Origin of the sequence: Pseudomonas sp. R2-37-08W (assembly GCF_003851705.1) — a bacterium.
GTDB lineage: Bacteria > Pseudomonadota > Gammaproteobacteria > Pseudomonadales > Pseudomonadaceae > Aquipseudomonas.
The window spans coordinates 246,805-269,868 of record NZ_CP027728.1 but is presented as its reverse complement, the minus strand read 5'-3'; the positions used below and the strand labels follow the sequence as shown (position 1 = coordinate 269,868).

General features: G+C 62.2%; 22 protein-coding genes. 10 read left to right on the top strand and 12 right to left on the bottom strand.

Annotated features, from left to right (window positions below):
• Positions 1-11: 11 nt before the first annotated feature.
• A complete protein-coding gene (locus tag C4J93_RS01085; RefSeq protein ID WP_124428363.1) occupies positions 12-818 on the bottom strand; it encodes an energy transducer TonB in 807 nt (268 codons plus the stop codon).
• A gap of 357 nt (positions 819-1,175) precedes the next feature.
• Between C4J93_RS01085 and C4J93_RS01080 the strand changes: the two genes are divergently transcribed.
• A complete protein-coding gene (locus C4J93_RS01080) occupies positions 1,176-2,375 on the top strand; it encodes a CynX/NimT family MFS transporter (RefSeq protein ID WP_124428362.1) in 1,200 nt (399 codons plus the stop codon).
• On the opposite strand, the gene C4J93_RS01075 is transcribed toward C4J93_RS01080, so the two are convergent.
• Complete coding sequence (locus C4J93_RS01075; RefSeq protein ID WP_124428361.1) at positions 2,346-4,685, bottom strand: TonB-dependent receptor; 2,340 nt, start codon at positions 4,683-4,685, stop codon at positions 2,346-2,348. The genes C4J93_RS01080 and C4J93_RS01075 overlap by 30 nt on opposite strands.
• A 155-nt stretch (positions 4,686-4,840) precedes the next feature.
• Here C4J93_RS01075 and C4J93_RS01070 point away from each other — a divergent pair, with 155 nt between their 5' ends.
• Entirely contained in the window at positions 4,841-5,785 is a 945-nt protein-coding gene (locus C4J93_RS01070) for a LysR family transcriptional regulator (RefSeq protein WP_124428360.1), read from the top strand.
• Between the two features lie 213 nt (positions 5,786-5,998).
• Positions 5,999-7,606: an alkaline phosphatase family protein gene (locus tag C4J93_RS01065; protein ID WP_124428359.1), complete on the top strand. Its 1,608-nt coding sequence runs from the start codon at positions 5,999-6,001 to the stop codon at positions 7,604-7,606.
• Positions 7,607-7,729: 123 nt separating this feature from the next.
• Here C4J93_RS01065 and C4J93_RS01060 read toward each other — a convergent pair whose 3' ends face one another.
• Positions 7,730-8,635 carry a TauD/TfdA family dioxygenase gene (locus C4J93_RS01060; protein ID WP_124365392.1) on the bottom strand — a complete coding sequence of 302 codons (906 nt, stop codon included), beginning with the start codon at positions 8,633-8,635 and terminating at the stop codon, positions 7,730-7,732.
• Positions 8,636-8,815: 180 nt separating this feature from the next.
• Between C4J93_RS01060 and C4J93_RS01055 the strand changes: the two genes are divergently transcribed.
• The gene (locus C4J93_RS01055) at positions 8,816-9,736 is read left to right on the top strand and encodes a LysR family transcriptional regulator (protein ID WP_124360754.1); all 921 of its coding nucleotides are present in this window, start codon (positions 8,816-8,818) and stop codon (positions 9,734-9,736) included.
• A 103-nt stretch (positions 9,737-9,839) separates the two neighbouring features.
• On the opposite strand, the gene C4J93_RS01050 is transcribed toward C4J93_RS01055, so the two are convergent.
• Positions 9,840-10,841 carry an ABC transporter substrate-binding protein gene (locus C4J93_RS01050; RefSeq protein WP_124360753.1) on the bottom strand — a complete coding sequence of 334 codons (1,002 nt, stop codon included), beginning with the start codon at positions 10,839-10,841 and terminating at the stop codon, positions 9,840-9,842.
• A 277-nt stretch (positions 10,842-11,118) separates the two neighbouring features.
• Here C4J93_RS01050 and C4J93_RS01045 point away from each other — a divergent pair, with 277 nt between their 5' ends.
• Positions 11,119-12,693 carry an ABC transporter permease gene (locus C4J93_RS01045; RefSeq protein ID WP_124428358.1) on the top strand — a complete coding sequence of 525 codons (1,575 nt, stop codon included), beginning with the start codon at positions 11,119-11,121 and terminating at the stop codon, positions 12,691-12,693.
• Positions 12,690-13,505, top strand: coding sequence for an ABC transporter ATP-binding protein (locus C4J93_RS01040; protein ID WP_124428357.1), 816 nt, complete (start codon positions 12,690-12,692; stop codon positions 13,503-13,505). Before C4J93_RS01045 ends, C4J93_RS01040 begins: the two co-directional genes overlap by 4 nt.
• On the opposite strand, the gene C4J93_RS01035 is transcribed toward C4J93_RS01040, so the two are convergent.
• Positions 13,492-14,562, bottom strand: a complete 1,071-nt coding sequence (locus tag C4J93_RS01035) for a fatty acid desaturase (RefSeq protein ID WP_124369177.1) — start codon at positions 14,560-14,562, stop codon at positions 13,492-13,494. The genes C4J93_RS01040 and C4J93_RS01035 overlap by 14 nt on opposite strands.
• A 101-nt stretch (positions 14,563-14,663) precedes the next feature.
• Between C4J93_RS01035 and C4J93_RS01030 the strand changes: the two genes are divergently transcribed.
• Positions 14,664-15,668, top strand: coding sequence for an AraC family transcriptional regulator (locus C4J93_RS01030; RefSeq protein WP_124428356.1), 1,005 nt, complete (start codon positions 14,664-14,666; stop codon positions 15,666-15,668).
• 121 nt (positions 15,669-15,789) lie between these two features.
• Here the strand turns inward: C4J93_RS01030 and C4J93_RS01025 are convergent, their stop codons facing one another.
• The 3 genes from C4J93_RS01025 to C4J93_RS01020 form a co-directional block, all read right to left on the bottom strand.
• Complete coding sequence (locus C4J93_RS01025) at positions 15,790-16,620, bottom strand: IS3 family transposase (RefSeq protein WP_256660177.1); 831 nt, start codon at positions 16,618-16,620, stop codon at positions 15,790-15,792.
• An 8-nt stretch (positions 16,621-16,628) separates the two neighbouring features.
• Positions 16,629-16,937, bottom strand: a complete 309-nt coding sequence (locus tag C4J93_RS27255) for a transposase (RefSeq protein ID WP_256658866.1) — start codon at positions 16,935-16,937, stop codon at positions 16,629-16,631.
• Positions 16,938-17,031: 94 nt separating this feature from the next.
• Positions 17,032-17,397, bottom strand: coding sequence for a response regulator (locus C4J93_RS01020; RefSeq protein WP_124402694.1), 366 nt, complete (start codon positions 17,395-17,397; stop codon positions 17,032-17,034).
• A gap of 100 nt (positions 17,398-17,497) precedes the next feature.
• Here C4J93_RS01020 and C4J93_RS01015 point away from each other — a divergent pair, with 100 nt between their 5' ends.
• From C4J93_RS01015 to C4J93_RS01005, 3 genes are all read left to right on the top strand, one after another.
• The gene (locus C4J93_RS01015; protein WP_124428355.1) at positions 17,498-17,971 is read left to right on the top strand and encodes a heme-binding protein; all 474 of its coding nucleotides are present in this window, start codon (positions 17,498-17,500) and stop codon (positions 17,969-17,971) included.
• 28 nt (positions 17,972-17,999) lie between these two features.
• On the top strand, positions 18,000-18,410 hold the full coding sequence (uraH, locus tag C4J93_RS01010; RefSeq protein WP_124360746.1) for a hydroxyisourate hydrolase: 411 nt from the start codon (positions 18,000-18,002) through the stop codon (positions 18,408-18,410).
• 102 nt (positions 18,411-18,512) lie between these two features.
• On the top strand, positions 18,513-19,040 hold the full coding sequence (locus C4J93_RS01005) for a DUF962 domain-containing protein (protein ID WP_124369173.1): 528 nt from the start codon (positions 18,513-18,515) through the stop codon (positions 19,038-19,040).
• Positions 19,041-19,165: 125 nt separating this feature from the next.
• On the opposite strand, the gene C4J93_RS01000 is transcribed toward C4J93_RS01005, so the two are convergent.
• From C4J93_RS01000 to C4J93_RS00985, 4 genes are all read right to left on the bottom strand, one after another.
• On the bottom strand, positions 19,166-20,146 hold the full coding sequence (locus C4J93_RS01000) for a sulfate/molybdate ABC transporter ATP-binding protein (protein ID WP_124360744.1): 981 nt from the start codon (positions 20,144-20,146) through the stop codon (positions 19,166-19,168).
• A 3-nt stretch (positions 20,147-20,149) separates the two neighbouring features.
• Positions 20,150-21,022, bottom strand: coding sequence for a sulfate ABC transporter permease subunit CysW (gene cysW, locus C4J93_RS00995; protein ID WP_122686303.1), 873 nt, complete (start codon positions 21,020-21,022; stop codon positions 20,150-20,152).
• A gap of 13 nt (positions 21,023-21,035) precedes the next feature.
• The gene (gene cysT, locus C4J93_RS00990) at positions 21,036-21,854 is read right to left on the bottom strand and encodes a sulfate ABC transporter permease subunit CysT (protein ID WP_065949976.1); all 819 of its coding nucleotides are present in this window, start codon (positions 21,852-21,854) and stop codon (positions 21,036-21,038) included.
• Positions 21,855-22,052: 198 nt separating this feature from the next.
• Positions 22,053-23,063, bottom strand: coding sequence for a sulfate ABC transporter substrate-binding protein (locus tag C4J93_RS00985; protein WP_124428354.1), 1,011 nt, complete (start codon positions 23,061-23,063; stop codon positions 22,053-22,055).
• Position 23,064 lies beyond the last annotated feature (1 nt).

Sequence of the window (23,064 nt, the reverse complement as noted above, 5' to 3'; positions counted from 1 at the left end):
CAGCTGAATAATTAATGGATCTTGAAATCGATCGGCACGCTGACCCAGCCGTCCTGGGCCACGTCACCCTGCTTGGCCGGCACGAAGCTCCAACGCTTCACGGCGGCCAATGCGGCGTCATCGAGTTGCTGGCGACCGCTGCTTTTCTGCAGCTGGATCTCACCCGGTTCGCCGCTGGCCAGTACGTGCACCCGCAACAACACGCTGCCCTCCCATCCGCGACGCTGGGCCAGCGACGGGTATTCCGGCGCCGGGTTCTTCAAGTACGCAGCGTTGGCCGAAGCGGGCGTTACCGGGGCCGGCGCGGGCGGTGCAACAGGTGCCGGCGGCGCGGGTACAGGCGGCGCTGGCGGCTGTTCGATAGCCTTGGGTACCGGCTTGGGCTCAGGTTTGGGCACGGGCTTGGGTTTGGGTTTAGGAATCGGTTTGGGCGGCGCCGGCTTGGCGGCCAACTCATCCACCACCGGCGGTGGCGGCTCGACCACCGCAGGTGGTGGCGGCACGGGCGGTGGCGGCTCGACCACGGGTGGCGCCGGCCGGGAAAACTCGATGGTCATCGGCGGAATTTCCGGCGGCACCAATGGCAGCACCGGAGTGGGCTTCTGGCTCACCCAATAGATCACGGCGCCGTGCAAGGCCAACACCAACAAGCCCAACAGAATGCCTTCGCGTCGGCTGGAAAACCGCTTGGGGGTCTGTTGCAGGCGTAACTGCCCCAACGGCGCACGGTGCGGCCGGCCAAGGTCGACCAACTCACCACCCGGTGCCAGGCGCCATTGCGCCTCTTGTGCACTGGCGGCGGTCTGGACATTGCCCATTGATTCACTCCCTACGGCTTCAAGACCAAAAAACCGACAGGCCTGCTTGAAAGGCCGTCGAGGGCTGAATCATCGGGGTTGAGCGCTTATCTCTTAAAGTAATCTTTACAGTTATGGATATATCTAAAGCGAATATAAAAATGGGCCCGCTGCGTCAAGCCCGCGTCTTCCGTGGCTTTGCGCGAAGCGCTTGTTCTTGCATGCATTTACGGCATACAAAATATTCAGCGAAGGCATGGTTCAAACGGGATTTGCATCGCACCAGGCAAGCAACTCACCACGGGCGTGCTCAGGCTGTCGACCCAGCACAACGGCTGGCATACTCCCTGCCTCTTTTTGCACTCCGGCAGGTCCTGCATGACGTTTAACCATTCGATCGCCAGCAAGCTCGCAGGCTGGGGCCTCCTGGTGGTCCTGGGACTGAACCTGCGGCCCATCCTCAGCTCCATCAGCCCGCTGCTCGGTGAAATTCGCCAAGCCACCGGCCTGAGCTTTCAGAGCAGTGCCTTGCTCACCAGCTTGCCGGTGGTGTGCATGGGGTTGGTGGCGCTGGTGGGCGTGAGGGTAGAAGCGCGGCTGGGTGAACGGCGCGGTATTGCGCTGGGACTGGTGATGATTTTGCTGGCGTGCCTGGCGCGCTGGCTGATGGGCCAGGCCTCGGCGCTGTTGGTCACGGCATTGCTCGGCGGCGCGGGCGTAGCGCTGATCCAGGCGTTGGTGCCGGCGATGATCAAGCGCGAATTTCAGCGCCGCGTGCCGGTGGCGATGGGTGTGTATTCGGCATCGCTGATGGCCGGTGGAGGGCTGGCGGCGCTGCTCAGCCCGCTGGTAGCCACGTATTTCCAGCAATGGCAGGCGGGCCTGGGCGTGTGGCTGTTGCCGGCGTTGGGGGCATTGTTGCTATGGGCCGGGTTGCCGCTGGGCGCCGCCCGAAATACACAGGTTGCCCCGGCCTTCAAAGGCCTGCGCAACCGCCGCGCCTGGCTGCTGGCGGTGTATTTCGGCCTGGTCAATTGCGGCTACATGAGCATGGTGGCCTGGCTGCCCGCCTACTATCAGCAACTGGGTTGGGGCGTACTGCCCAGCGGCTCGTTGCTGGCGTTCATGACCATTTTCCAAGTAATCGCCGCGCTGCTGATGCCGGTACTGGCGCAACGCGGCATCGACCGTCGCCCGCTGCTCGGCTTCAGCCTGTTGGCGCAAACCCTCGGCTACCTCGGCCTGATCATCGCGCCCACCGCATTCCCCCACCTGTGGGTGGCCTTGTGCGGGTTTGGGCTGGGTGCGTGCTTCGCCCTGAGCCTGCTGCTGACCCTCGACCATCACCGCGACCCACGCCAGGCCGGGCAACTGGCGGCCTTCGTACAAGGCGTGGGCTTTTTGATCAACGCGATTTCGCCGTGGTTGACCGGCTGGCTGCGCGAACTCACCGGCAACTTCATCAGCGCCTGGGTCGTGCTCACGGTAACGGCGGTAGCGATGCTGCTGGTGACGCGGGTGTTCAGCCCGGCCACCTATCGCACCGGGCTAGAAGTCGTAGCGCCCGGTCACGCCTAGGGTACGCGGCGTGCCCAGCAGACCTTCGTAACCGCCGTTGCCGCCGGTCCACAGGGTGGTGTAGTAGGTTTTGTCGAAGGCGTTTTTCAGCCACAACGACACATCCCACTGGCCTTGCTCGTAGTTGCCGCGCAGGCCAGTGGAGAGGTTGACCAGCGCATAGGCGGGGATCTGCCCGTAGTCGGAATCTTCCACCGTGCCCACCGCCTTGGAGCGGAAGGCATAACTGGCGGTGACGTAGGGTTCAAAGCCGTTATCCAGGTTCCACTTGTACTCGCCGTTGGCATTGGCAATCCACTTCGACGCGCCCACCACCTGGTGCCCGGTCAAGTCGCAGGACGCCGGCGCACCGGGGCGCAGGCTGACTTCCGGCGGGCATGGCGCGTCCTTGTAAGACAGGTAACTCACGTCGTTGAACGAGCCGTTGATATTCAGCGTCAGGCCCTTGATCGGCACCAGGGTGCTTTCCAATTCAACGCCCCGCGAGCGCACGGAGCCGGCGTTGGTCAGGTATTGCACACGGTTGTCCTGGTCGTAGGCGTTGGTCTGGTAGCCATTGACCTGGGTCCAGAACAGGTTGGCATTGAGCTGCAGGCGTCGATCCCACAACGTGCTCTTGAAACCCAACTCGGCGTTGTTGGCGCGCTCGGTGCCGATCAGCAGCGAGTCGGCCCCGGCCGTCGGCGCCGAGCCCACCGCCAGGTTGACGCCACCGGACTTCTCGCCGTGGGACAGCGTCGCGTAGCCCAGCAGGTTGTCGTTGAAGTGATAGCTGAGGTTGAGCAGGCCCGACGGCGTGGCGCTGTATTGCGTCAGGTCACCCGAATCATACGCCCCGGCACGCCCGCGCCGTGCCGTGGCAGCCGCGCCGCTGACCGCTGCGCCGCCGAGCGGGGCATTGCGTGTCACCCAGGCACTTTTTTCTTCGTAGGTGCCGCGCAGGCCGGCGGTGAAATCCAGGCGTTCAGTCAGGTGCCAGGTGCCTTGGGCGAACAGCGCAAAGCTGTCGGTGCGGATGTGCCCGTTGCCGACGCTGCTCACATTATTCAACGCGCCGGTCGGCGTGCCATTCCAGATGTCCGCCTTGGGGCCGTAATAGGCGAAGGCTTGGTTATCCAGGTCTGAGCCGAAGTAGTAGGCGCCGAGCACGTAGTCGAAGAACCCGCCCTGGGGTGACGCCAGGCGAAATTCCTGGGACCACTGTTTGTCTTCCACCGATACGCCGGCGTTATACGAGGCCGGCACGTTAAGCCCGTCATCATTGCGCGGGGTGAAGTTCCACCAGCGGTAGGCGCTGACCGACGTCAGGGTGAAATCGCTCGGCAAGGTCCAGTTGGCCTCCAGCGACGTTCCGCCCTGAAACACCGTGACGTGCTGGTCATTGTCCAGATTGACCTTGCGGTGGGTGCCGTCGACCAGCGTCGCGCCCGCTGCGTTGGCCCTGGACTGGTAGAGGTTGGTACCGTTGATGGTCGGCCCGGTGCTGTAGAGCACACGGGTACCCGCGCTGGAATCCTCCTCGTTGTAGTCACCGATCCAGCGCAGGTTGAACGCCTCATTGGGCTTGTACAGCAGTTGCCCGCGAAAGCCCTGGCGTGAACCGCCATTGAGGTCGTGCCCGTCATGCTCGTTCTTGATGTCGCCGTCGCTGCGCGTGCGATAGGCTGAAAAACGCCCTGCCAAGTCATCGGTCAGCGGCCCGGAAATCGTGCCCTTGGTCTGGAAATAACCGTCCTCGCCCAACGAGGTTTCAATGCTGCGCTCCGGGGTAAAACTCGGCGCGCGCGTGCTGATATTGATCACCCCCGCCGTAGTGTTCTTGCCGAACAACGTACCTTGCGGGCCGCGCAGCACCTCGAGCTGCTCGATGTCCATGAGGTCGAACACCGCCATGCCGGGGCGGCCGAGGTACACGTTATCGATATACAACCCCACGCTGCCTTCCAGGCCGTCACTGGCCGGGTTGTTGCCCAGGCCGCGAATCGACACGCTGGACTGGCGCGCATGCATATAGGCGACGTTGACGCTGGGCACCAGTTGCTGCAAATCCTGAATCCGATACACCCGCTGGCTCTCCAGCGCCTGGCCGCCGACCACGCTCATGGGCGTCGGTACCGCCTGGGCGCTTTCGGTGCGCCGCCGGGCCGTGACCGTGACGGTCTCCAGCTGACCACTGGCGCTTTCGCCCGCAGGCGCCGGCTCGGCCGCGTGGCTGGGCGTCCAACCGGCACTGCCCGCGAGCAACAGGGCCAAGGGCAGGCGCTTGAGCGTCCAGGGAGAGCAAGGTACAGCGGGCGTAAACAGACTCATGAGCGGCTCCGGAACCCGGGAATATTCAATCTCTGATATTCCTTTAGGTTATTTATTTATGTTTTTACGAACATTTACTGCATAAGAGATAGCCTTTATAAGGAGTCGACCTAATGCATAGCCAATGCATTTCCCGGATATTTTTGATGTGAAAAATGCATATCGACCTGCGCCAGCTTCGCCACTTCATCGCCCTCGCCGAACAACGCAGTTTTGTCGCGGCGGCGTTGACGGTGAACCTGTCGCAATCGGCCTTCAGCCGCAGCATCCAGGCCCTGGAACACAGCGCCGGCTGCCAGTTGGTGGACCGCGGGCGCAAAGACCTAGCGCCGACCAAACAAGGCCAGGTGCTGCTCGAACACGCCCGGCGCCTGGTCAGCGGCGCGCAGCAACTGGCTAACGAAATCAGCCAATTCAACGGCCTCGAGGCGGGCGAACTGCGCTTCGGTTGCGGCCCGGCGCCGGCGGGCGGCTTGATCCCCCGCGCCATCGGCAGTTTTATCGGGCGCTATCCCAAGGCCCGCGTGCAGTTCCAGGTGGACGACTGGGAAAGCCTGAGCAAACGCCTGCTCAGCGAAGAGTTCGAATTCTTCGTCGCCGACACCCGCCATTTCGAAGCCAACCCCGACTATCACACCCATCGCCTGCGCCCGCGCCGCTGGTATTTCTGCTGCCGCGTCGGCCACCCACTCGCCGCCCGCGACAGCGTCAGCGCCGCCGAACTGATGAGCTATCCGCTCGCCGTGACAATCCGCCCACCGAACCTGCGCAAAGTCATCGTCGACCTCAGCGGTCGACCGGATTACCTGCCCAATGTCGAATGCGAAAACGGCTACAGCCTGCTGGGGGTGGTGCTGCGCTCGGACGCCATCGGCATCGTCAGCGCCAACAGCGACGTGCTGCAGATGGCTCGCGGCGAATTGGTGTGCCTGGCGATCGACGGCCTGGATGAAAACCTGGAGGAGCGTTACACCCGCTACGGCATCGTCAGCCGCGCGGGGTATCGGTTGTCGCCGCTGGCGGAGGCGATGATTGAGCAGATCAAGCAGATAGATGAGTTGGATGAAGATATTTGCACGCTGGAAAATGTCGCTGTGTGAACCGACGCCATCGGGGGCAAGCCCCCTCCCACATTTTGAAGGTATTCACAGATCAAGTGTGGGAGGGGCGGTGCGACGATTCGACTTGCCCCCGATGGCGCTGGTAGCAACACCCATGCATTGGCTGCATTAAAACCAGTCCCCAAATGCACTTGCCAGCGCCCTACCCAAACAGCGAAAAAATCTCACCTGTCCTCCATTCGGTGAGCCTTCATGTCCCAGCCCCAACCCGTGCGCAATGTGCTGTACATCATGTGCGACCAACTGCGCCGCGATTACCTGTCGTGCTATGGCCATGCGCATTTGCACACGCCGAATATCGACCGCCTTGCCGCCGCCGGCGTGCGTTTCAGCCGGGCCTATACCCAAGGCACCATTTGTGGGCCGTCGCGAATGTCGGCGTACACCGGGCGTTATGTCAGCAGCCACCAGGTGGCGTGGAATGCCGTGCCGCTGCCGCTGGACGAATTGACCATTGGCGACTATCTGCGCCCCCACGGCATCCGTACTGCGCTGGTGGGCAAGACCCACGCCACGCCGAATCTGGATGCGCTGCAACGCGTGAACATCGACCCTGAAAGCGCCCAGGCCGAGCCGCTGAATGAAGTGGGCTTCGACACCTACTTTCGTCATGACGGCATCTACCCCGACAGCCCGTTGTTCGAGGATAAACGCGAGTCCGCGCCCTACACGCATTACCTGCGCGAACAAGGCTACGGCGGCAGCAACCCTTGGCATGAATGGGCCAATGCCGCACAGGGTGAAAACGGCGAAGTGCTCAGCGGCTGGCATATGCGCAACGCCGGTTTGCCGGCACGGGTCGCCGAGCAGCACTCGGAAACCGTCTACACCACCGACCGCGCCATCGACTTTATCCAGGAGCAGGCCGAGCAACCCTGGTGCCTGCACCTGTCCTACATCAAGCCGCACTGGCCCTATATCGCACCGGCGCCGTACCACGCGTTGTACGCCGCCGAGCATGTGCAGGCGCCGATTCAACCGGAACAGACCAGCGATCACCCGGTGTACCAGGCGTTCCGCCAGCACCAGGAGAGCGTGAATTTCTCTCGCGACGAGGTGCGGCTCACGGTGGTTCCGACCTACATGGGGCTGATCAAACAGATCGACGACCAGCTCGGGCGACTGTTCGATTTCCTGCAAAGCAACGGGCGCTGGGATGACACGCTGATCGTGTTCACCAGCGACCACGGCGACTTCCTCGGCGACCACTTCCTCGGTGAAAAGGAATTTCTGCTGGAGCCTGCCGTGGGCATTCCCTTGATCGTGCGCGACCCGCGCGCCAGTGCCGATAGCAGCCGCGGCTCGGTGGACGCGCGTCTGGTGGAGACCATCGATGCCCTGCCGACCTTCCTCGACGCCCTGGGCCTGCCCGCCGCCGATCACCGCCTGGAAGGCCGCTCGCTGATCCCGCTGCTGCATGGTCAGCCGACCCCTTGGCGCCAGTATGCGATTGCCGAATACGACTACGCCTTCCAGGCTCCGGCCCGCGAGCGCCTGGGCCAGCCGATCGACCGTTGCCGCATGACCATGGTGCGCAGTGAGCGCTGGAAATACCTGGCGTACGACGGCTTTCGCGCGCAGCTGTTCGACCTGGAAAACGACCCGCAGGAAGTGCACGACCTGGGCGCCGATCCGGCCTATGCGGATGTGCGCGAGATACACGTGGGTTATCTGTTCGAGTGGCTGCGTGGGTTGAAGCGGCGCACGACCATCAGCCACACGGAGATTGAAGTGCGTGGCCAATGGTTTCGCTACGGGGAGCCGGAGGCGGAGAAGGTCGTGCAGATCGGGGTCTGGTAGAACGACACAGGTCTAAATGTGGGAGGGGGCTTGCTCCCGATAGCGGTGGGTCAGTCACAGGTGCAGTGGCTGACACTACGCAATCGGGAGCAAGCCCCCTCCCACATTTGAATCTGTGTGAATTCAAAGGCCTTTGGTGGTCTGGCTGCGCTGCCCTTGTACACCCACCGGCACATCGCCCTTGAGTGTCACCCGGCGCACGATGCGTTCCTGGGTGCCGTAGTCATCCACCGCGTAATGCTGGGTGGCGCGGTTGTCCCAGATGGCTACGTCGCCGCTGTTCCAGCGCCAGCGCACGGTGTTTTCCAAGCGGGTGACGTGGCTTTGCAGCAGGTTGAACAGTTGCGTCGAGTCGGCCTGGGAGTAGCCTTTCAGGCGTTTGACGAAATGCCCCAGCAGCAGGGTTTTCTCGCCGCTGACCGGATGCACGCGCACCACCGGGTGCTCGGTTTCATACACCGTCGAGGTGAACACCTTGCGGTATTCCTCAAGCTTCTCCACCGCCACGTCCGGCTTGCGCGCGGCGTAGTCATATTCGTTGCTGTGAATGGCCCACAGGTTATCCGCCAGGGCGCGCAGTTCGACGCTGAGGTCGTTGTAGGCGGCCGCCGTGTTGGCCCAGACGGTGTCGCCGCCGGAGGCTGGCGCCAGCACTGAACGCAGGATCGAGGCTTTCGGGTAGGCGTCGACGAAGGTCACGTCGGTGTGCCAGGAATTGGCGCGCTGGCCGCGGGTGCCGTCCAGCTCCATCAGAAAGCGCGTGCCGTCGCGTACCGGCACAGTCGGGTGCGCAATCGGCTCGCCGAGCAGATGGGCGAAGGCTTCCTGGCTCTGGTCATCGAGGTGCGTTTGCTCGCGAAAGAAGATCACCTTGTACTGCACCAGCGCTTGCTGGATGGCTTCGACCGTGGCGGCATCGAGGTGACCGGACAGTGTGATGCCACGAATCTCGGCACCGATGCGGCCGGCAACCGGATGAATCTCCAGTGCCTGGGCGATGGGTTGAACAGCTAATGCGGCGTTGCTCATTGTAGTGACCCTCATGTGCCTGCGGATGGTGGAACGCTCCCGTCAACGCTCTATTCATATGCCTTTTAGATCTAGCAATTGAACAAATGCTTCGTTGACGGAATAAGAGCTTGCATTTAAAACCTCAGCTGCGTCGCTCGCAAATGCCTTCGACCTATTTTTCAAATGCCGGGAATGCATATGGATCTTCGTCAGCTGCGCTACTTCATCGCCCTCAACGAACACCGCAGTTTTGTGCGTGCGGCGGACGCTATGGGCATCACGCAACCGGCGTTCAGCCGCAGTATCCAGGGGCTGGAACAGGAATTTGGCTGCGTGCTGGTGGACCGTGGCCACAAGGACCTGCGCCCGACACCGGAAGGCCAGGTGGTGTTGCAACACGCCCTGACCCTGGTGCATGGCGCCGCCTTGCTGAGCAGTGAAGTCACGCGCATGACCAAGCTCGATGCCGGCGACCTGCGCTTCGGCTGCGGCCCGGCGCCGGCGGTGAAGTTGGTGCCGGATGCGGTGGCGCGTTTTATCGGCGCGCACCCGAAAATCCGCACCAGTTTCCAAGTGGATAACTGGGAAAAGCTCAGCCGTGCATTGAGCCGTGAAGAGATCGAATTCTTCATTGCCGACATCCGCCAGTTCGAAGCCGACCCGAACTTCCAGACCCGTGCGCTGACCCCCAAGCGCGGCGTGTTTTTCTGCCGCCCGGGGCACCCGCTGCTGGCCAAGGACAGCCTGTCGACCAACGACATGTTCGACTACCCGCTGGCCGCGCCGCTGATCTCCCAGGGCATTCGCAAACTGCTGGCAAACCTGAGCGGGCGCATGGACTTTTCACCGAGCATCCAGACCGAACACTTCCCGGCGCTGGTAAAGATTGTGCTGCAGTCCAATGCCATCGGCGTGGGCACCGAAGAAGCGTTCGCCGAGGATATCGCCCGAGGTGCGCTGGTGCTGCTGCACTGGCGCAACCTGCCGCAGAACCTGGAGACCCTGAGTGCGCGGTGCGGGATTGTCAGCCGTACCGGGTCGCGCTTGTCGCCGGCGGCCAAGGCGATGATCGAGACGTTGGTGGAAGTTGATCGGCAGGAGGTGAGTGTGGCGGTTTGAAGGGCCTCATCGGGGGCAAGCCCCCTCCCACATTTGAACTGCGAACACATTCAAAGTGTGGGAGGGGCTTGCCCCCGATGCGATACCCCAGACACCACAATACTCAAAGCCCCGCCGCCACCAACCCAGGCGCCACCCAGTCACTCACCTGAAACGACCGGCGAATCAGCTTTTCCCTGGACGCCAAGTCCACTGCATCCTGCAACTTGCCAAGAAACACCGGATCAAGCGTTGCCGGGAAAATCGCGCTGAGCTGCTGGTCTTTCAAATCATTGGTCAGGATCACCGGCGGATAACTGGCCAGCCCCGACACCAGTTCGATGTAAGCCTGCTTGTTGTTGTCATCGGTCAACCATTGCACCGCCTGCTGCTGGGCCTTGAGCAGCTTGGCCACGGCGTCGGGATGCTCATCGACAAACTGTTTGCTGCCCACCAGCACCGCCTGGATGCTGCCGGCACCGCCGAGGTCCTTGGTGGTCAGGGCTATTTCGGCCAGCCCCTTGGCTTGCAGCGCGGTCAGGTTCGAGCCGCCCCAGGTCGCGTCGATCTGCTTGGCGGCCAGCGCCGCACCGGCCGCGTTGAAATCCAGGTTGATGACTTTCAGGTCTTTCTCATTCAAGCCCTGGCTGGCCAATGCGCTGTCGAACGACAACTGGCTGGCCGTGCCGCGAAACACCGCGACGCGCTTGCCCTTGAGGTCTTGCAGGGTCTTGATGCCCGAGCCCGGTACCACGCCGAGGTACTGCTTGATGTCCCGTGCCGTTGCACTGAGCAAGCGGGTCTGCAGGCCATTGGAGCGGCCGATAATGGCCGCCAGGTCGCCCAGGTAGGCGAGGTCCACCTGGCCGTTGGCAAAGGCTTCGTTGATCACCGGGCCCGCGCCCTTGAAGTAATTCCACTGAATCGTGATGCCTTGGTCGGCGAAGGCCTTTTCGAAGATCTGCTGTTCGCGCAACACATCGGTGATGCCGCCACCGCTGTGTTGGGTGCCAGCGCTGAGGTCGGGCACGGCAATGCGGATTTCCTTGAGTTCGGCGGCATGCACCAGCCCCGCCAGTGCGGTGCCCGCGAACAGCGTGATCAGACGTTTGAAGGGCAGTTTCATAAGCGCAGCTCCTGGTGGGCGACGGTCGCCGGGGAGCTGAAAGTAGGCACAGGCCGATGAAAACTTTAAATACTATAAATTCACTATTTTATAGCTTTTAGCACTATGCGAGCCAAACCGCAGGCTCCAGCGACCTATGCATAAACAGCATCGAAAATATTCTTCGAATGCATTGGATGCGTTCCGGGCGCAGGCTTTAAATGACTTCTCTTATCCCACAATCATCTTGATTACGTTTTTATAAGATCGAAATCACATAACGAAAGGGAAGTCCTCAATGGCCCGGAGCGCACGGTTGAGCCAGCCTCTGACAACGCCCATCCTGCGCTGGCCGTCGTTCAGCCACTGGCTGCTGCCGCTGTCGCTGTTTGCCCTGTGGTGGCTGGCCAGCCGTCAGCAGTGGATGAGCGAACAGATCCTGCCGCCGCCTTCACTAGTCTGGCGCAGCGCGATGGAACTGGCGGGCGGCGAGTTGTGGAGCCATTTGGCGATCAGCCTGCAGCGCTTGTGCTGGGGCTTGCTGGCGGGCATCAGCGCCGGGGCCTTGCTCGGCGCCTGGCTGGGCTTCAGCGCGCGTGCCGAGCGCCTGGTATTTCCGACATTCAGCGCGCTGTCGCAGGTGCCGACCCTGGCCTGGATCCCACTGTTCATGGTGTTTTTCGGCATTGGCGAGACGCTGAAACTGGTGGTGCTGGTCAAGGCCATCGTGGTGCCGGTCACCCTGCATACCCTGGTCGGCGTGCGCGACGCCCAGCCGCAGTTGCGTGAGGCCGCGCGGGTGCTGCGCCTGCCCACCCATCTGCTGATCCGCCGGCTGATCCTGCCCGCCGCCCTGCCGGCGTTCATGGCCGGTGTGCGCCTGGCCCTCGCGGCCGGTTGGACGTCGCTGCTGGCGGTGGAACTGCTCGCCTCCAGCGAAGGCATCGGCTACCTGATGGTGTGGGCGCGCCAGTTATTCATGCTCGATATCGTCTTTGTGTGCATCGTGGTCATCGGCGTGCTGGGCGTGGCGATGGACCGTGGCATCGGTTGGCTGGATCGGCGCTGGGTGCACTGGCCGCATCCGGCCACGGCGCAGATCCGTCGCGGCCCGCGTTACCACGGCTGGCAACGCCTGCAGCCGTGGCTGCTGCCGCTGTTGTTGCTCGCGCTGTGGCAGGTGGCGACGCAACAGGGCTGGGTCGACGCGAATATCCTGGTGAGCCCCTGGACGGTGCTGCACACCACCGCCTCGGGTGTCGCGGATGGCACGCTGTCGGGCGCGCTGGGCAAAAGCCTGGGGCGCACCTTGGGCGGCTTGATCCTGGGCGGCAGCCTGGGGTTTGCCGTGGGCTTGTGGCTGGGCTTGTCACCGCGCAGTGAGCGGGTACTCGGCCCTACCCTCGCCGCGTTGCGCCAGATCGCTATCTTCGCTTGGGTGCCACTGCTCACGGCCTGGTTTGGCCTGGGGGAATTGGCCAAGTGGGTGTTTATCGGCCTGGCGGCGTTTTTCCCGTTGTTTGTCGCCACCCAGCGCAGCGTGTTGAACCTGTCCCCCCAACTGAGCGAAGCCGCCCAAGTGCTGCGCCTGGACCTGCCCCAACGGCTGCGCCGCCTGATCTTGCCCGGCGCGGCAGCGGGGATTTTCGCCGGCCTGCGCCTGAGCCTGATCTACGCCTGGCTGGGCACCATCGGCGCGGAATACTTCATGCCGTCCAACGGCGGTATCGGCAGCCTGATGATCGGCGCCCAACAGCTGCTGCGCATGGACTTGATCATGAGCGGCATGCTGCTGGTCGGCCTTACCGGCGCCACCCTCAACCTTGTCGGCCAACGCCTGGAAACTCGCGCCACCCGCTGGAGACACGCATGAACGCACCGATTGTCAGCTTCAACCATGTGGGCAAGTCTTTCGATGTGGAGGGCTTCGAATTGGAGGCCATCCGTGAGTTCAACCTGCAGATTGCCGAGGGCGAATTCGTTGCGATTGTCGGCTCCAGCGGTTGCGGAAAATCCACGCTGCTGCGCTTGCTGGTGGGGCTGGATACGCAGTTTCGCGGCGAGATTCAGGTGGACGGTAAGCCGGTGAACGGCATCGGTGGCGAACGCGGCATTGTGTTCCAGGAACACCGCTTGTTTCCGTGGCTGACGGTGGCGCAGAACATTGGCCTGGGTCTGGTCAACGAGCCCTTGAGCGAGGCCGAGCGCAGCCGGCGCATCACCGACTTTATCGAACTGGTGGGCCTGACTGACTTCACCCGCGCCTATCCTCACCAGTTGTCCGGCGGCATGGCGCAACGGGTGGCGATCGCTCGCGGCTTGGTCGCCAGCCCACGAATTCTGCTGCTGGACGAGCCGTTCGGCGCACTGGACGCGCTGACCCGCCAGCAGATGCAGGACGAACTGCTGGCGATCCGCGCCCGCGCCAGCATCACTACGGTGCTGGTGACCCACGATGTGGAAGAAGCGATTTTCCTGGCCGACCGGGTGGTGGTGATGGAGCCACGACCGGGACGGATCAAGCAGGTCGTGGAGATTGCCCTGCCCCATCCACGCCAGCGCAGCAGCTTTGAATTCCACCAGTTGCGCGAAGAGCTGCTGCATGAATTGACCAGCGACGATCACTACCAGCCGCCGGCGCGCGAGCAGATCCGCGACCTGCCGTTGGCATTCATCGCTTGCTGAACGACAGTTCGCTGCGCGGCTGCTCCTGGCGCTCAAGCCGATTGGCCCGCGCAAAGGTGCCCAAATCATTGAAGCGCACACCCATCTCGGCCATGACCTTGTGCGCCACCTTGGCAGTCATCTGGCGAATATAGAACGGCTCCTTCACCACAAAATGGTGGATGCCGTGGGTGCTGCCGAAATTGAAACAGAACGCCTGCAACGGCCACATCCACCAGGGGTTGAGCACCTGGGTCTGCTGGATCACATTGCCCAGCTCCACATCGCCGTAGTAATGCATGTTGGAGCTGACAAAGTGCAGGCAGAAGGTGCGCAGCACGTTGGGGCCGATGATCACCACGGCGGCGATGTCGATCACCTGCATCATCTGCAGCGTCCCGGCTGACCACTCGATGGGCGCGCCCATCAGGCTGGCGATGCCATTGGCGGCATGAAAACCCAGGAACACGTACCACGCGCCCCAATGCAGCAGCGCCAGCGGTGCGTACACCAGCACCACGCGCTTGAGGATGCTGAACCGGTGCCGCCAGGTCTTGGCGCGCAGCAGGCGGATCAATGCCGACATCATGTTGTCGCCGACCATCAGCAAGCGCGCGATGCCCCAGGGCTCGCCGTTGGTGATCGCGCGCTCTTCCATATCGGCCTCGGTGCCGGAGACCTTGTGATGATTGAGGTGCAGGTGCCGGCGAATCCATGGGTTGATGGTGCTCGGCCGCGCCAGCCAGACCAGGCCCATCATCAGGTTGTGCGGCACGCGCTGCTTGCGAAAGTACATGCTGTGGATCAGATCATGTTCCAGCTCATGGGTGAGTGAGGCGAAGAAGGCATTGAGCAGCAGGCACACCCACCAGGCCATCTGGCCGCTGATATAGAGCGCTGCCGAACCCAGCATGCCGACCAGCGCAAACGCCAGGATGCCCGCACCCAGGGCGTCCTGATGCAGCAGCCAGGGGTGGCGCTGGCGCAATCGCACGCCCTCGGCCAGCACCACCTCACGGATATGCGCCGAACGCTGTTGGGCGTTCATCTGCTGGGGACTTGCACAAGTACCGTCCATGCTTCCATTCTCTAGTGGAGTGATGCCTGCATCCTGCACCCAACCCTGGCGCAGGGCGCTAGCTCCGCACGCCAACCTGTTGACCGCAAGCGCCAATCGCCATGACCGAACCCACCTCCCTCGCCAGCTGGACCCGCGCCCTGCGCAAGCAACTCGACGCCCTGGGCCTCGACAGCGCCGTGCTCTGCCGCGAGGCCGGGCTCGACCCGCTGTTGATGGACGACCCGAATGCGCGCTACCCGTTGTCGGCCACCACGCGCCTGTGGGAACTGGCGGTGCAGGCCAGTGGCGATCCGGCGATTGGCTTGCGGGTGTCGAGGTTTGTCAGCCCCACCACCTTTCATGCGTTGGGGTATGCGCTGGTGGCCAGCGGCAGCCTGCGCGAGGTGTTCGAGCGTATCGTGCGCTATCACCAGGTGGTCAGTGATGCCCTGAGCCTGGAGCTGAGCCGTCACGGTGACGGCTACCGTTTCCGCCTGCTGCAACCCGAAGGCAGCCCGGCGCCGGCGCTGGAAGCCATCGATGCGTTTGCGGCAATCTATGTGCGCACCTGCCGCAATCGCCTGGGGCGTGACTACGCACCGCTGGCGGTATACCTGCGGCGCCCGGAACCGGCCGACCCTGCGCCGTGGCACACGGTGTTTCGCTCACCGGTGTTCTTCGGCGCCGAGGAAGACCGCCTGGAGTTCGCCGCCCGCGACTTCGACAGCCACCTGGACGACGCCAACCCAGAGTTGGCCGAACACAATGAAACCGTGCTCAAGCGCACCCTGGCCCAACTGCAACCACTGACCTGGGAACGCAAGGTGCGCGCCGCCATCGAGGCGCAACTGCCCGACGGCGAACCCAGCGCGGAGCGGATCGCCCAGGCGCTGCATTTGAGCCTGCGCAGCCTGCAGCGGCACCTGGCGGATGAAGGCTGCCGGTTTGATGCGCTGCTCAATGAGTGTCGGCAGAACCTGGCGCTGTTGCACCTGCGCGATCCGCAGTGTTCATTGGCCGAGATCAGTCATTTGTTGGGGTTTGCCGATACCAGCAGCTTCAATCGGGCGTTCAAGCGCTGGACGGGGATGACGCCGGGGCAGTTCCGGGATGGGTTGCGGTAGGCAGATGTGCAGTGGCTTTGAGGGCCTCATCGGGGGCAAGCCCCCTCCCACATTTGGAAAGCGTTCACCTGTGGGAGGGGGCTTGAACTGGTCAAGTAATCCCGGACACCGATTACGGTGTTTATGCCGCTTTTTGCTCCATGGCTATTGGCGACAGGTAGTTGTTGTAGCTGTGGAGCCTGATTCGGTTGTATCGCATGAAGAAGCTGGTCATATCCTGCTTGGCTTCTTCAACTGTCATATAGCCCTTGGTGGGCACCCACTCTGATTTGAGCGTCCCAAAGAAACGCTCTGTTGGTGCATTGTCCCAGCACTGCCCTCTGCGGCTCATGCTTTGGGTTATCCCATACTCCAGCAACGCGGACTGAAAGAGCTGGCTGGTGTATTGGCAGCCTTGATCCGAATGAAACATCAAGCCTGCATGTTTGCCTCGAACCTCCACCGCCATTCTCAGCGCCTTGCTAACCAGGTTGGCGTCATTGATCAGAGAAAACGCCCAGCCAACGATTCGGCGGGCGAACAGATCAATGACCACTGCCAAGTGATACCAGCGTTTCCCAACCATTAGGCTGGTAACGTCGCCGCACCAGACTTGATTAATTGCGGTTGGCTCGAAGTTACGCTCAAGCAGGTTCTTGGCCACAAATGCTTCGACGCCTCTAGAGCGATACTGATGGCGGCGGCGCTGCCTGCTGGCCAGATTTGCCTCCGCCATGAGTCTTGCGACTAAATACCTCCCCACCTTGATCTGCTGGGCCTTCAGGCGCTGAGAGATCATCCGCGCGCCTGCGCTTTCTCGGCTTTCGACATGCAGTTGCACGACTTTTGCTCTAAGCGCGTCACGCTTGGTATTTGGCGCTGAGCGACGCTTAATCCAGTCATAAAACGCGCTGCGAGAAACGCCTAGCGCACTGCAAAGCAGGCTGGTCGGATATGAACTCGACTCCCTCAGTTCCTCGATCAGGAAAAACGATCGGGATCCGACATCAAGAGAGCCGTAGCCTTTTTTAAGATTTCAGCCTCACTCTCCAGGCGCTTGACCTTGGCTCGTAGCTGTTGAAGCTCTCGCTGTTCGTCGCTGATAGCCTTGGTACCTGCCACTGGCTGCCCTTTGTGACGCTCTTTACGAACCTGATCAACCCAGCGGCGCAGAGCCGTAGGGCCAACGTCCATCGATGCACAGACGTCGGGAACTGAGCAGTTATCATCAAGAACCATGCTTGCAGCACGTTGCTTGAACTCGTGGGTGTAGGTCTTTCGCTGTTGCATGGAACCTCCTGATTGGGCGAATCATATCGCCCTTAAGAGGTGTCCGGGATCATTAGGCCAGTTCAGCTTGCCCCCGATAGCGATTGCCCAGCAATCACCGCCCTCGGTCACGCCGCAACACCTTCCTCACCCGCGCCACCAATGCCTTGGCATCAAACGGCTTGAGCAAGTAGTCGTCTTCATGCAATTCCAACCCACGCAAACGATCTTCGATGCCATCGGGCGTGGTCAGGAACAGCACGGGCGTTTCGCCGCGCTGGCGAATCGCCTGCTGCAACTTCCAGGCATTCAGGCCCGGCAGCATCACATCCAGGATCACCAGGTCGTACACGGTGCTTTCCACAAACCGTTGCGCGGCCATGCCGTTGGCCGCGACTTCCACGGTAAAACCGGCCTCGCTCAAGCCCTGGGCCATCCGTTGCGCCAATTGCGGCTGGTCTTCCACTAACAACACGTGCATGCCTTACCTCTGGGTTTGATTACAAACCTGTCATCAAATTGTGCGGCTTTTGTCCACCTCCACTGGCTACCGTGACGGCCTGCCTTCTGGAGCGTTCACCATGTATCGCACTGCTTTATTCCTGAGCCTCGCCGTCGCGACTGCCGCCCAGGCGACGCCACAACTGCCACGCCACGCCACGCTTGATTTACGCACCGCGCGCCAATTGGCCGATGCCAGCCTGGCTCACTGCAACGCCGCGCTGACCGTGCTCGACCGTGGCGGCAACCTGCTGCTGAGCCTGCGCGCCGACGACGTTGGCCCGCACAACAGCCTCGCCAGCCAGCGCAAGGCGTACACGGCGTTGTCGACCAAAACCCCAACCCGGCTGTTCGCCGAGCGTGCGCGCAACAACCCCGAGGCCGCCAACCTTAACAGCTTGCCCGAATTGCTGTTGCTCGGCGGTGGCGTGCCGCTGTTTGCCGAGAGCGAACTGGTCGGCGCGCTGGGCATCGCCGGTGCCGGCGGCGCGCCGCAGGATGAAGCCTGCGCCGTACAGGCGGCCGAGCAACTGGGCTTGAAAATCTCCCCTTGATTCCACTCCTGTCAACAAGGACTTCTCGATGAAAACCCTAAGCATGACCCTCGCCGCCCTCAGCCTGAGCGGCCTGTGCAATCTGGCCCTGGCCGACGGCAACCCGCTGAGCGTGCATGTGCTCAACCTGGAAAATGGCCTGCCGAGCGCCGGCGTCAACGTCACCCTGGAAGAACACGTGGGCGACCAATGGCAGGCGCTGTCCCAAGGCGTGACCAACCAGCAAGGGCGCATCGCCGAACTGTTCCCGGCTGATCGCAAAATGAAGCCGGGCGAGTACCGCGTGGTGTTCAAGACCGGCGACTATTACAAGAAAGCGAATCGCGAAACCTTCTTCCCCGAAGTGCCGGTGATTTTCCAGGTCAAGCAGGCTGACCAGCACTACCACATCCCGCTGTTGCTCAGCCCTTACGGCTTCTCCACCTATCGCGGTTCATAGGTCCGCCTGCTCGACTTCACCCTGGCCTTGCGCGATCATCATCAGCAGCCGCTGGCAGCCGACTGACAGGGCATGATCAAACATCCTACAAGAGGAATAACAATGAAAAGCCTCGTCGACCACCTCAGTCAATACGCCGCCTACCACCGCGACCCGCGCAATATCACCAGTCATTTCATCGGCATTCCGTTGATTGTGGTGGCGGTCGCCGTGCTGCTGTCACGCCCCGAATGGGCGGTGGGCGGGCTGTGGCTATCACCGGCGGTGCTGCTGGCGCTGTTTTCGGCGTGGTTCTACCTGCGCCTGGAGCTGGCGCTGGGTGGTTTGATGACGGTGCTGATGGGTTTGTCGGTGTGGGCCGGGCACGTACTGGCGGCGCAAAGCACGACGGTGTGGCTGGGCAGCGGCGTGGGCCTGTTTGTGCTGGGCTGGGTGATCCAGTTTGTCGGGCATTACTACGAAGGCCGCAAGCCGGCGTTTGTGGACGACGTGTCGGGGCTGATCGTGGGGCCGTTGTTTGTGGTGGCGGAGTTGGCGTTTCTGGTGGGGCTGCGGCAGGACCTGAAACAACAGATTGAAGCGCGCTCGGGGCCGGTGGCTCGTCGCGATCTCAAGCCAAGCGAGGTCTGAATGTGGGAGGGGGCTTGCTCCCGATGGCGGTGGGTCAGCTGATTCATAGGCCAACTGACACTCCGCTATCGGGAGCAAGCCCCCTCCCACATTGGCCCCATTTCACATTTGGCACTGGGGTGAGCTTAGGCTTTTTGCCAGACCTTGGGCTTGAAGAACAGGGTTTCGCCACGGGCCAGGCCGGTGAGGCTGTCGTGGTCTTTGACCACTTCGGCTTCGATCAACTCGGGTTGGCCTTCGACTTTCAAGGTCACCCGCGTGGTCGCGCCCAGCGGTCGAATATCGCGCACCTCTGCCGCATGGTGATCCTCCAGCTCATGCCGCGACAGCGACACCTCATGGGGGCGGAACAGCAGGTGTTTATCCTCGCCCAGGTGCAGGCGGTTCGAGTCACCCAGGAAGTGGTACACAAAATCGCTGGCCGGGTTTTCGTAAACCTCGCCCGGTGAGCCGATCTGCTCGATCACGCCCTTGTTCATCACCACGATACGGTCGGCAACCTCCATGGCCTCCTCCTGGTCGTGGGTCACGAACACCGAGGTCAGGTTGATATCCTCGTGCAAGCGCGCCAGCCAGCGGCGCAGCTCCTTGCGCACCTTGGCGTCGAGGGCGCCGAAGGGTTCGTCCAGCAGCAGCACTTTAGGCTCCACCGCCAGGGCGCGGGCCAGGGCGATACGCTGGCGCTGGCCGCCGGAGAGTTGTTCCGGATAACGATCGGACAGCCAATCGAGCTGCACCATGTTCAGCAGGTCGTGAACCTTGGTCGCGATCTGGCTTTCGCTCGGGCGCTGGTTTTTCGGCTTCATGCGCAGGCCGAAAGCGACGTTGTCGAACACGGTCATGTGGCGGAACAGCGCATAGTGCTGGAACACAAAGCCCACGTTGCGATCACGCACATCGTGGCCGGAGACGTCCTCGCCGTGGAACACGATGCTACCGTCATCCGGGGTTTCGAGACCTGCGATGATGCGCAGCAAGGTGGTCTTGCCGCAGCCGGACGGGCCCAGCAAGGCCACCAGCTCGCCACTCTGGATATCCAGGTTGATGCTGTCCAGGGCCTTGAAGGCATTGAAGTTCTTGCTGACATTACGGACTTCGATCGACATGACTTATTCCTCACCGGCGCTGTTGCGCAGGCGGTTGATTCGGTTCTCGCTCCACTGCTTGAGCAGCAGGATGAAGAGCGCCAGGATCAGCAACAGGCTGGCCACCGCGAAGGCGGCGACGTGGTTGTATTCGTTGTAGAGAATCTCGACGTGCAGCGGCAGGGTGTTGGTCACGCCACGAATATGGCCGGACACCACCGACACCGCGCCGAACTCACCCATGGCCCGTGCGGTACACAGCACCACGCCGTAGATCAGGCCCCACTTGATGTTCGGCACGGTGACATGCCAGAACATCTGCCAGCCGTTGGCACCGAGCAGGCGCGCGGCTTCTTCTTCCTGGGTGCCCTGCTCCTGCATCAACGGGATCAGCTCGCGGGCTACGAACGGCACGGTGACGAAGATGGTCGCCAGCACGATGCCGGGCAAGGCGAACACGATCTGGATGTCGTGGTCCTGCAACCACGGCCCGAAGAAACCCTGGGCGCCGAACATCAGCACGTACACCAAGCCTGCGATCACGGGCGAGACCGAGAACGGCAGGTCGATCAGCGTTACCAATATGCTTTTGCCACGGAAAGAATACTTGCTCACGCACCACGCGGCGCTGACACCAAACACCAGGTTGAGCGGCACCGAAATCACCACGGCGATTACCGTGAGTTTCAGCGCCGACAGCGCGTCCGGTTCAAGGATTGCAGTGAAGAACGCGCCGAGGCCATTCTTCAAGCCCTGGGACACCACGATCAACAGCGGCAGCAGCAAAAACAGCGCGAACACCAGCCAGCCGAGGCCGATCAGGATGCGTCGCGAGGTGGCGCTGCCGCGCCGGGCGGCGTTGGCCGAGGACGCGGCGGAGATAGACGATTGGGACATGTTCCGCGCCTCCTTATGGACGTTCGATGCGCCGCTGCAACAAGTTGATCAGCAGCAGCAGGACAAAGGAAACCACCAGCATCAGCACACCGATCGAGGTGGCGCCGCGGTAGTCGTACTGGTCAAGCTTGACCATGATCAGCAGCGGCAGAATCTCGGTTTTCATCGGCATGTTGCCGGCGATGAAAATCACCGAACCGTACTCGCCGACGCCACGGGCGAAGGCCAACGCGAAACCGGTCAGCCAGGCCGGCAACAGCGCCGGCACGAGGATGTGACGGAACACTTGCAGCGGCTTGGCGCCCAGGCAGGCGGCGGCCTCTTCGACTTCCCGGGGGATATCGGCGAGTACCGGCTGTACGGTGCGCACCACGAAGGGCAAGGTAACGAAGGTCAGCGCCAGGGTGATGCCCAGCGGGGTGTAGGCGATCTTGAAGCCCAGGTCGGCGGCGAACTGACCAACCAGCCCGTTAGGCGCGTACAGCGCGGTCAACGCGATACCGGCCACGGCCGTGGGCAAGGCGAACGGCAGATCGATCATCGCATCGATGATCTTGCGTCCGGGGAAGGTGTAGCGCACCAGCACCCAGGCCAGCAGGGTGCCGATCACGCCGTTGATCAGCGCGGCGTACAACGCAGTGCTGAAGCTCAGTTTCAACGCCGCCAGCACGCGGGGTGCGGAGATGATGTTCCAGAACTGATCCCAGGTGAGTTGAGCGGCGTGTACAAACATCGCCGCCAGCGGGATGAGCACGATCAGGCTGAGGTACACGACGGTGTAGCCCAGCGTCAGCCCGAAGCCGGGTATGACGGGGGAGATACGACGCGACATAAGAGTCCTTGGTTAAAGGGTAGAAACCACTGTAGAAGCCAGCTGTTGTGGCGAGGGAGCTTGCTCCCGCTGGGCTGCGCAGCAGCCCCAGGACCAGGCGACCCGATGAACCGTGGGGACCGGTACTGGGAGCGCTTCGCACTCCAGCGGGAGCAAGCTCCCTCGCCACAAAAAGCTCGCTCCTACAGGTACTTTGGCTTACTGCGCCGTGTAGATCTGGTCGAACACGCCACCGTCGTTGAAGAATTTCGGTTGGGCAGTTTTCCAGCCGCCGAAGTCTTTGTCGATGGTCACCAAGTCCAGTTTCGGGAACTGTTGGGCGTATTTGGCGGCGACTTTCTCATCGCGTGGGCGGTAGAAGTTCTTCGCCGCAATCTCCTGGCCAGCCGGGCTGTACAGGTGCTTGAGGTATTCGGTGGCGATCTCGGTATTGCCCTTTTTCTCGGCGTTCTTGTCGACCACGGCCACTGGTGGCTCGGCGAGGATCGACAGGGAAGGCACGACGATGTCGAACTTGTCGGCGCCGCCGTCTTCTTTCAGCGCCAGGAACGCTTCGTTTTCCCACGCCAGCAGCACGTCGCCCTGGCCGTTGTTGACGAAAGTGATGGTGGAACCGCGCGCGCCGGTGTCGAGGATCGGCACATGCTTGAACAGCTCCTTGACGTATTCCTGAGCCTTGGCTTCGCTGCCGCCGGTCTTCAGGCCATAGGCCCACGCCGCGAGGAAGTTCCAACGCGCACCGCCGGAGGTTTTCGGGTTAGGCGTGATGACCGAAACGTCTTTCTTGATCAGGTCGCCCCAGTCCTTGATGCCCTTGGGGTTGCCCTTGCGTACCAGAAACACGATGGTCGAGGTGTACGGGGTGCTGGCATCCTGCAGGCGGGTCTGCCAGTTTTCCGGCAGGGTCTTGCCCAGCTTGGCGATTTCGTCGATGTCGCCCGCCAGGGCCAGGGTCACCACGTCGGCGCGCAGGCCGTCGATCACCGCGCGGCCCTGCTTGCCCGAACCACCGTGGGATTGCTGGATCTTCACGTTGTCGCCCGGATGGGACTGTTTCCAGAAGCTGGTGAACTCAGCGTTGTAGTCCTGGTACAGCTCACGGGTCGGGTCGTACGAGACGTTGAGCAACTCGTAATCCTTGGCAACGGCGGAACCGGCAAACACGGCACTGGCCAATGCGGCCAGGGCGTAACGGCGAATCGACGACATA

Coding starts and splice junctions, on each gene's coding strand:
- C4J93_RS01085 (WP_124428363.1), bottom strand. CDS start 818: ATGGGCAATGTCCAGACCGCCGCCAGTGCACAAGAGGCGCAATGGCGC.
- C4J93_RS01080 (WP_124428362.1), top strand. CDS start 1,176: ATGACGTTTAACCATTCGATCGCCAGCAAGCTCGCAGGCTGGGGCCTC.
- C4J93_RS01075 (WP_124428361.1), bottom strand. CDS start 4,685: ATGAGTCTGTTTACGCCCGCTGTACCTTGCTCTCCCTGGACGCTCAAG.
- C4J93_RS01070 (WP_124428360.1), top strand. CDS start 4,841: ATGCATATCGACCTGCGCCAGCTTCGCCACTTCATCGCCCTCGCCGAA.
- C4J93_RS01065 (WP_124428359.1), top strand. CDS start 5,999: ATGTCCCAGCCCCAACCCGTGCGCAATGTGCTGTACATCATGTGCGAC.
- C4J93_RS01060 (WP_124365392.1), bottom strand. CDS start 8,635: ATGAGCAACGCCGCATTAGCTGTTCAACCCATCGCCCAGGCACTGGAG.
- C4J93_RS01055 (WP_124360754.1), top strand. CDS start 8,816: ATGGATCTTCGTCAGCTGCGCTACTTCATCGCCCTCAACGAACACCGC.
- C4J93_RS01050 (WP_124360753.1), bottom strand. CDS start 10,841: ATGAAACTGCCCTTCAAACGTCTGATCACGCTGTTCGCGGGCACCGCA.
- C4J93_RS01045 (WP_124428358.1), top strand. CDS start 11,119: ATGGCCCGGAGCGCACGGTTGAGCCAGCCTCTGACAACGCCCATCCTG.
- C4J93_RS01040 (WP_124428357.1), top strand. CDS start 12,690: ATGAACGCACCGATTGTCAGCTTCAACCATGTGGGCAAGTCTTTCGAT.
- C4J93_RS01035 (WP_124369177.1), bottom strand. CDS start 14,562: ATGGACGGTACTTGTGCAAGTCCCCAGCAGATGAACGCCCAACAGCGT.
- C4J93_RS01030 (WP_124428356.1), top strand. CDS start 14,664: ATGACCGAACCCACCTCCCTCGCCAGCTGGACCCGCGCCCTGCGCAAG.
- C4J93_RS27255 (WP_256658866.1), bottom strand. CDS start 16,937: ATGCAACAGCGAAAGACCTACACCCACGAGTTCAAGCAACGTGCTGCA.
- C4J93_RS01020 (WP_124402694.1), bottom strand. CDS start 17,397: ATGCACGTGTTGTTAGTGGAAGACCAGCCGCAATTGGCGCAACGGATG.
- C4J93_RS01015 (WP_124428355.1), top strand. CDS start 17,498: ATGTATCGCACTGCTTTATTCCTGAGCCTCGCCGTCGCGACTGCCGCC.
- uraH (WP_124360746.1), top strand. CDS start 18,000: ATGAAAACCCTAAGCATGACCCTCGCCGCCCTCAGCCTGAGCGGCCTG.
- C4J93_RS01005 (WP_124369173.1), top strand. CDS start 18,513: ATGAAAAGCCTCGTCGACCACCTCAGTCAATACGCCGCCTACCACCGC.
- C4J93_RS01000 (WP_124360744.1), bottom strand. CDS start 20,146: ATGTCGATCGAAGTCCGTAATGTCAGCAAGAACTTCAATGCCTTCAAG.
- cysW (WP_122686303.1), bottom strand. CDS start 21,022: ATGTCCCAATCGTCTATCTCCGCCGCGTCCTCGGCCAACGCCGCCCGG.
- cysT (WP_065949976.1), bottom strand. CDS start 21,854: ATGTCGCGTCGTATCTCCCCCGTCATACCCGGCTTCGGGCTGACGCTG.
- C4J93_RS00985 (WP_124428354.1), bottom strand. CDS start 23,063: ATGTCGTCGATTCGCCGTTACGCCCTGGCCGCATTGGCCAGTGCCGTG.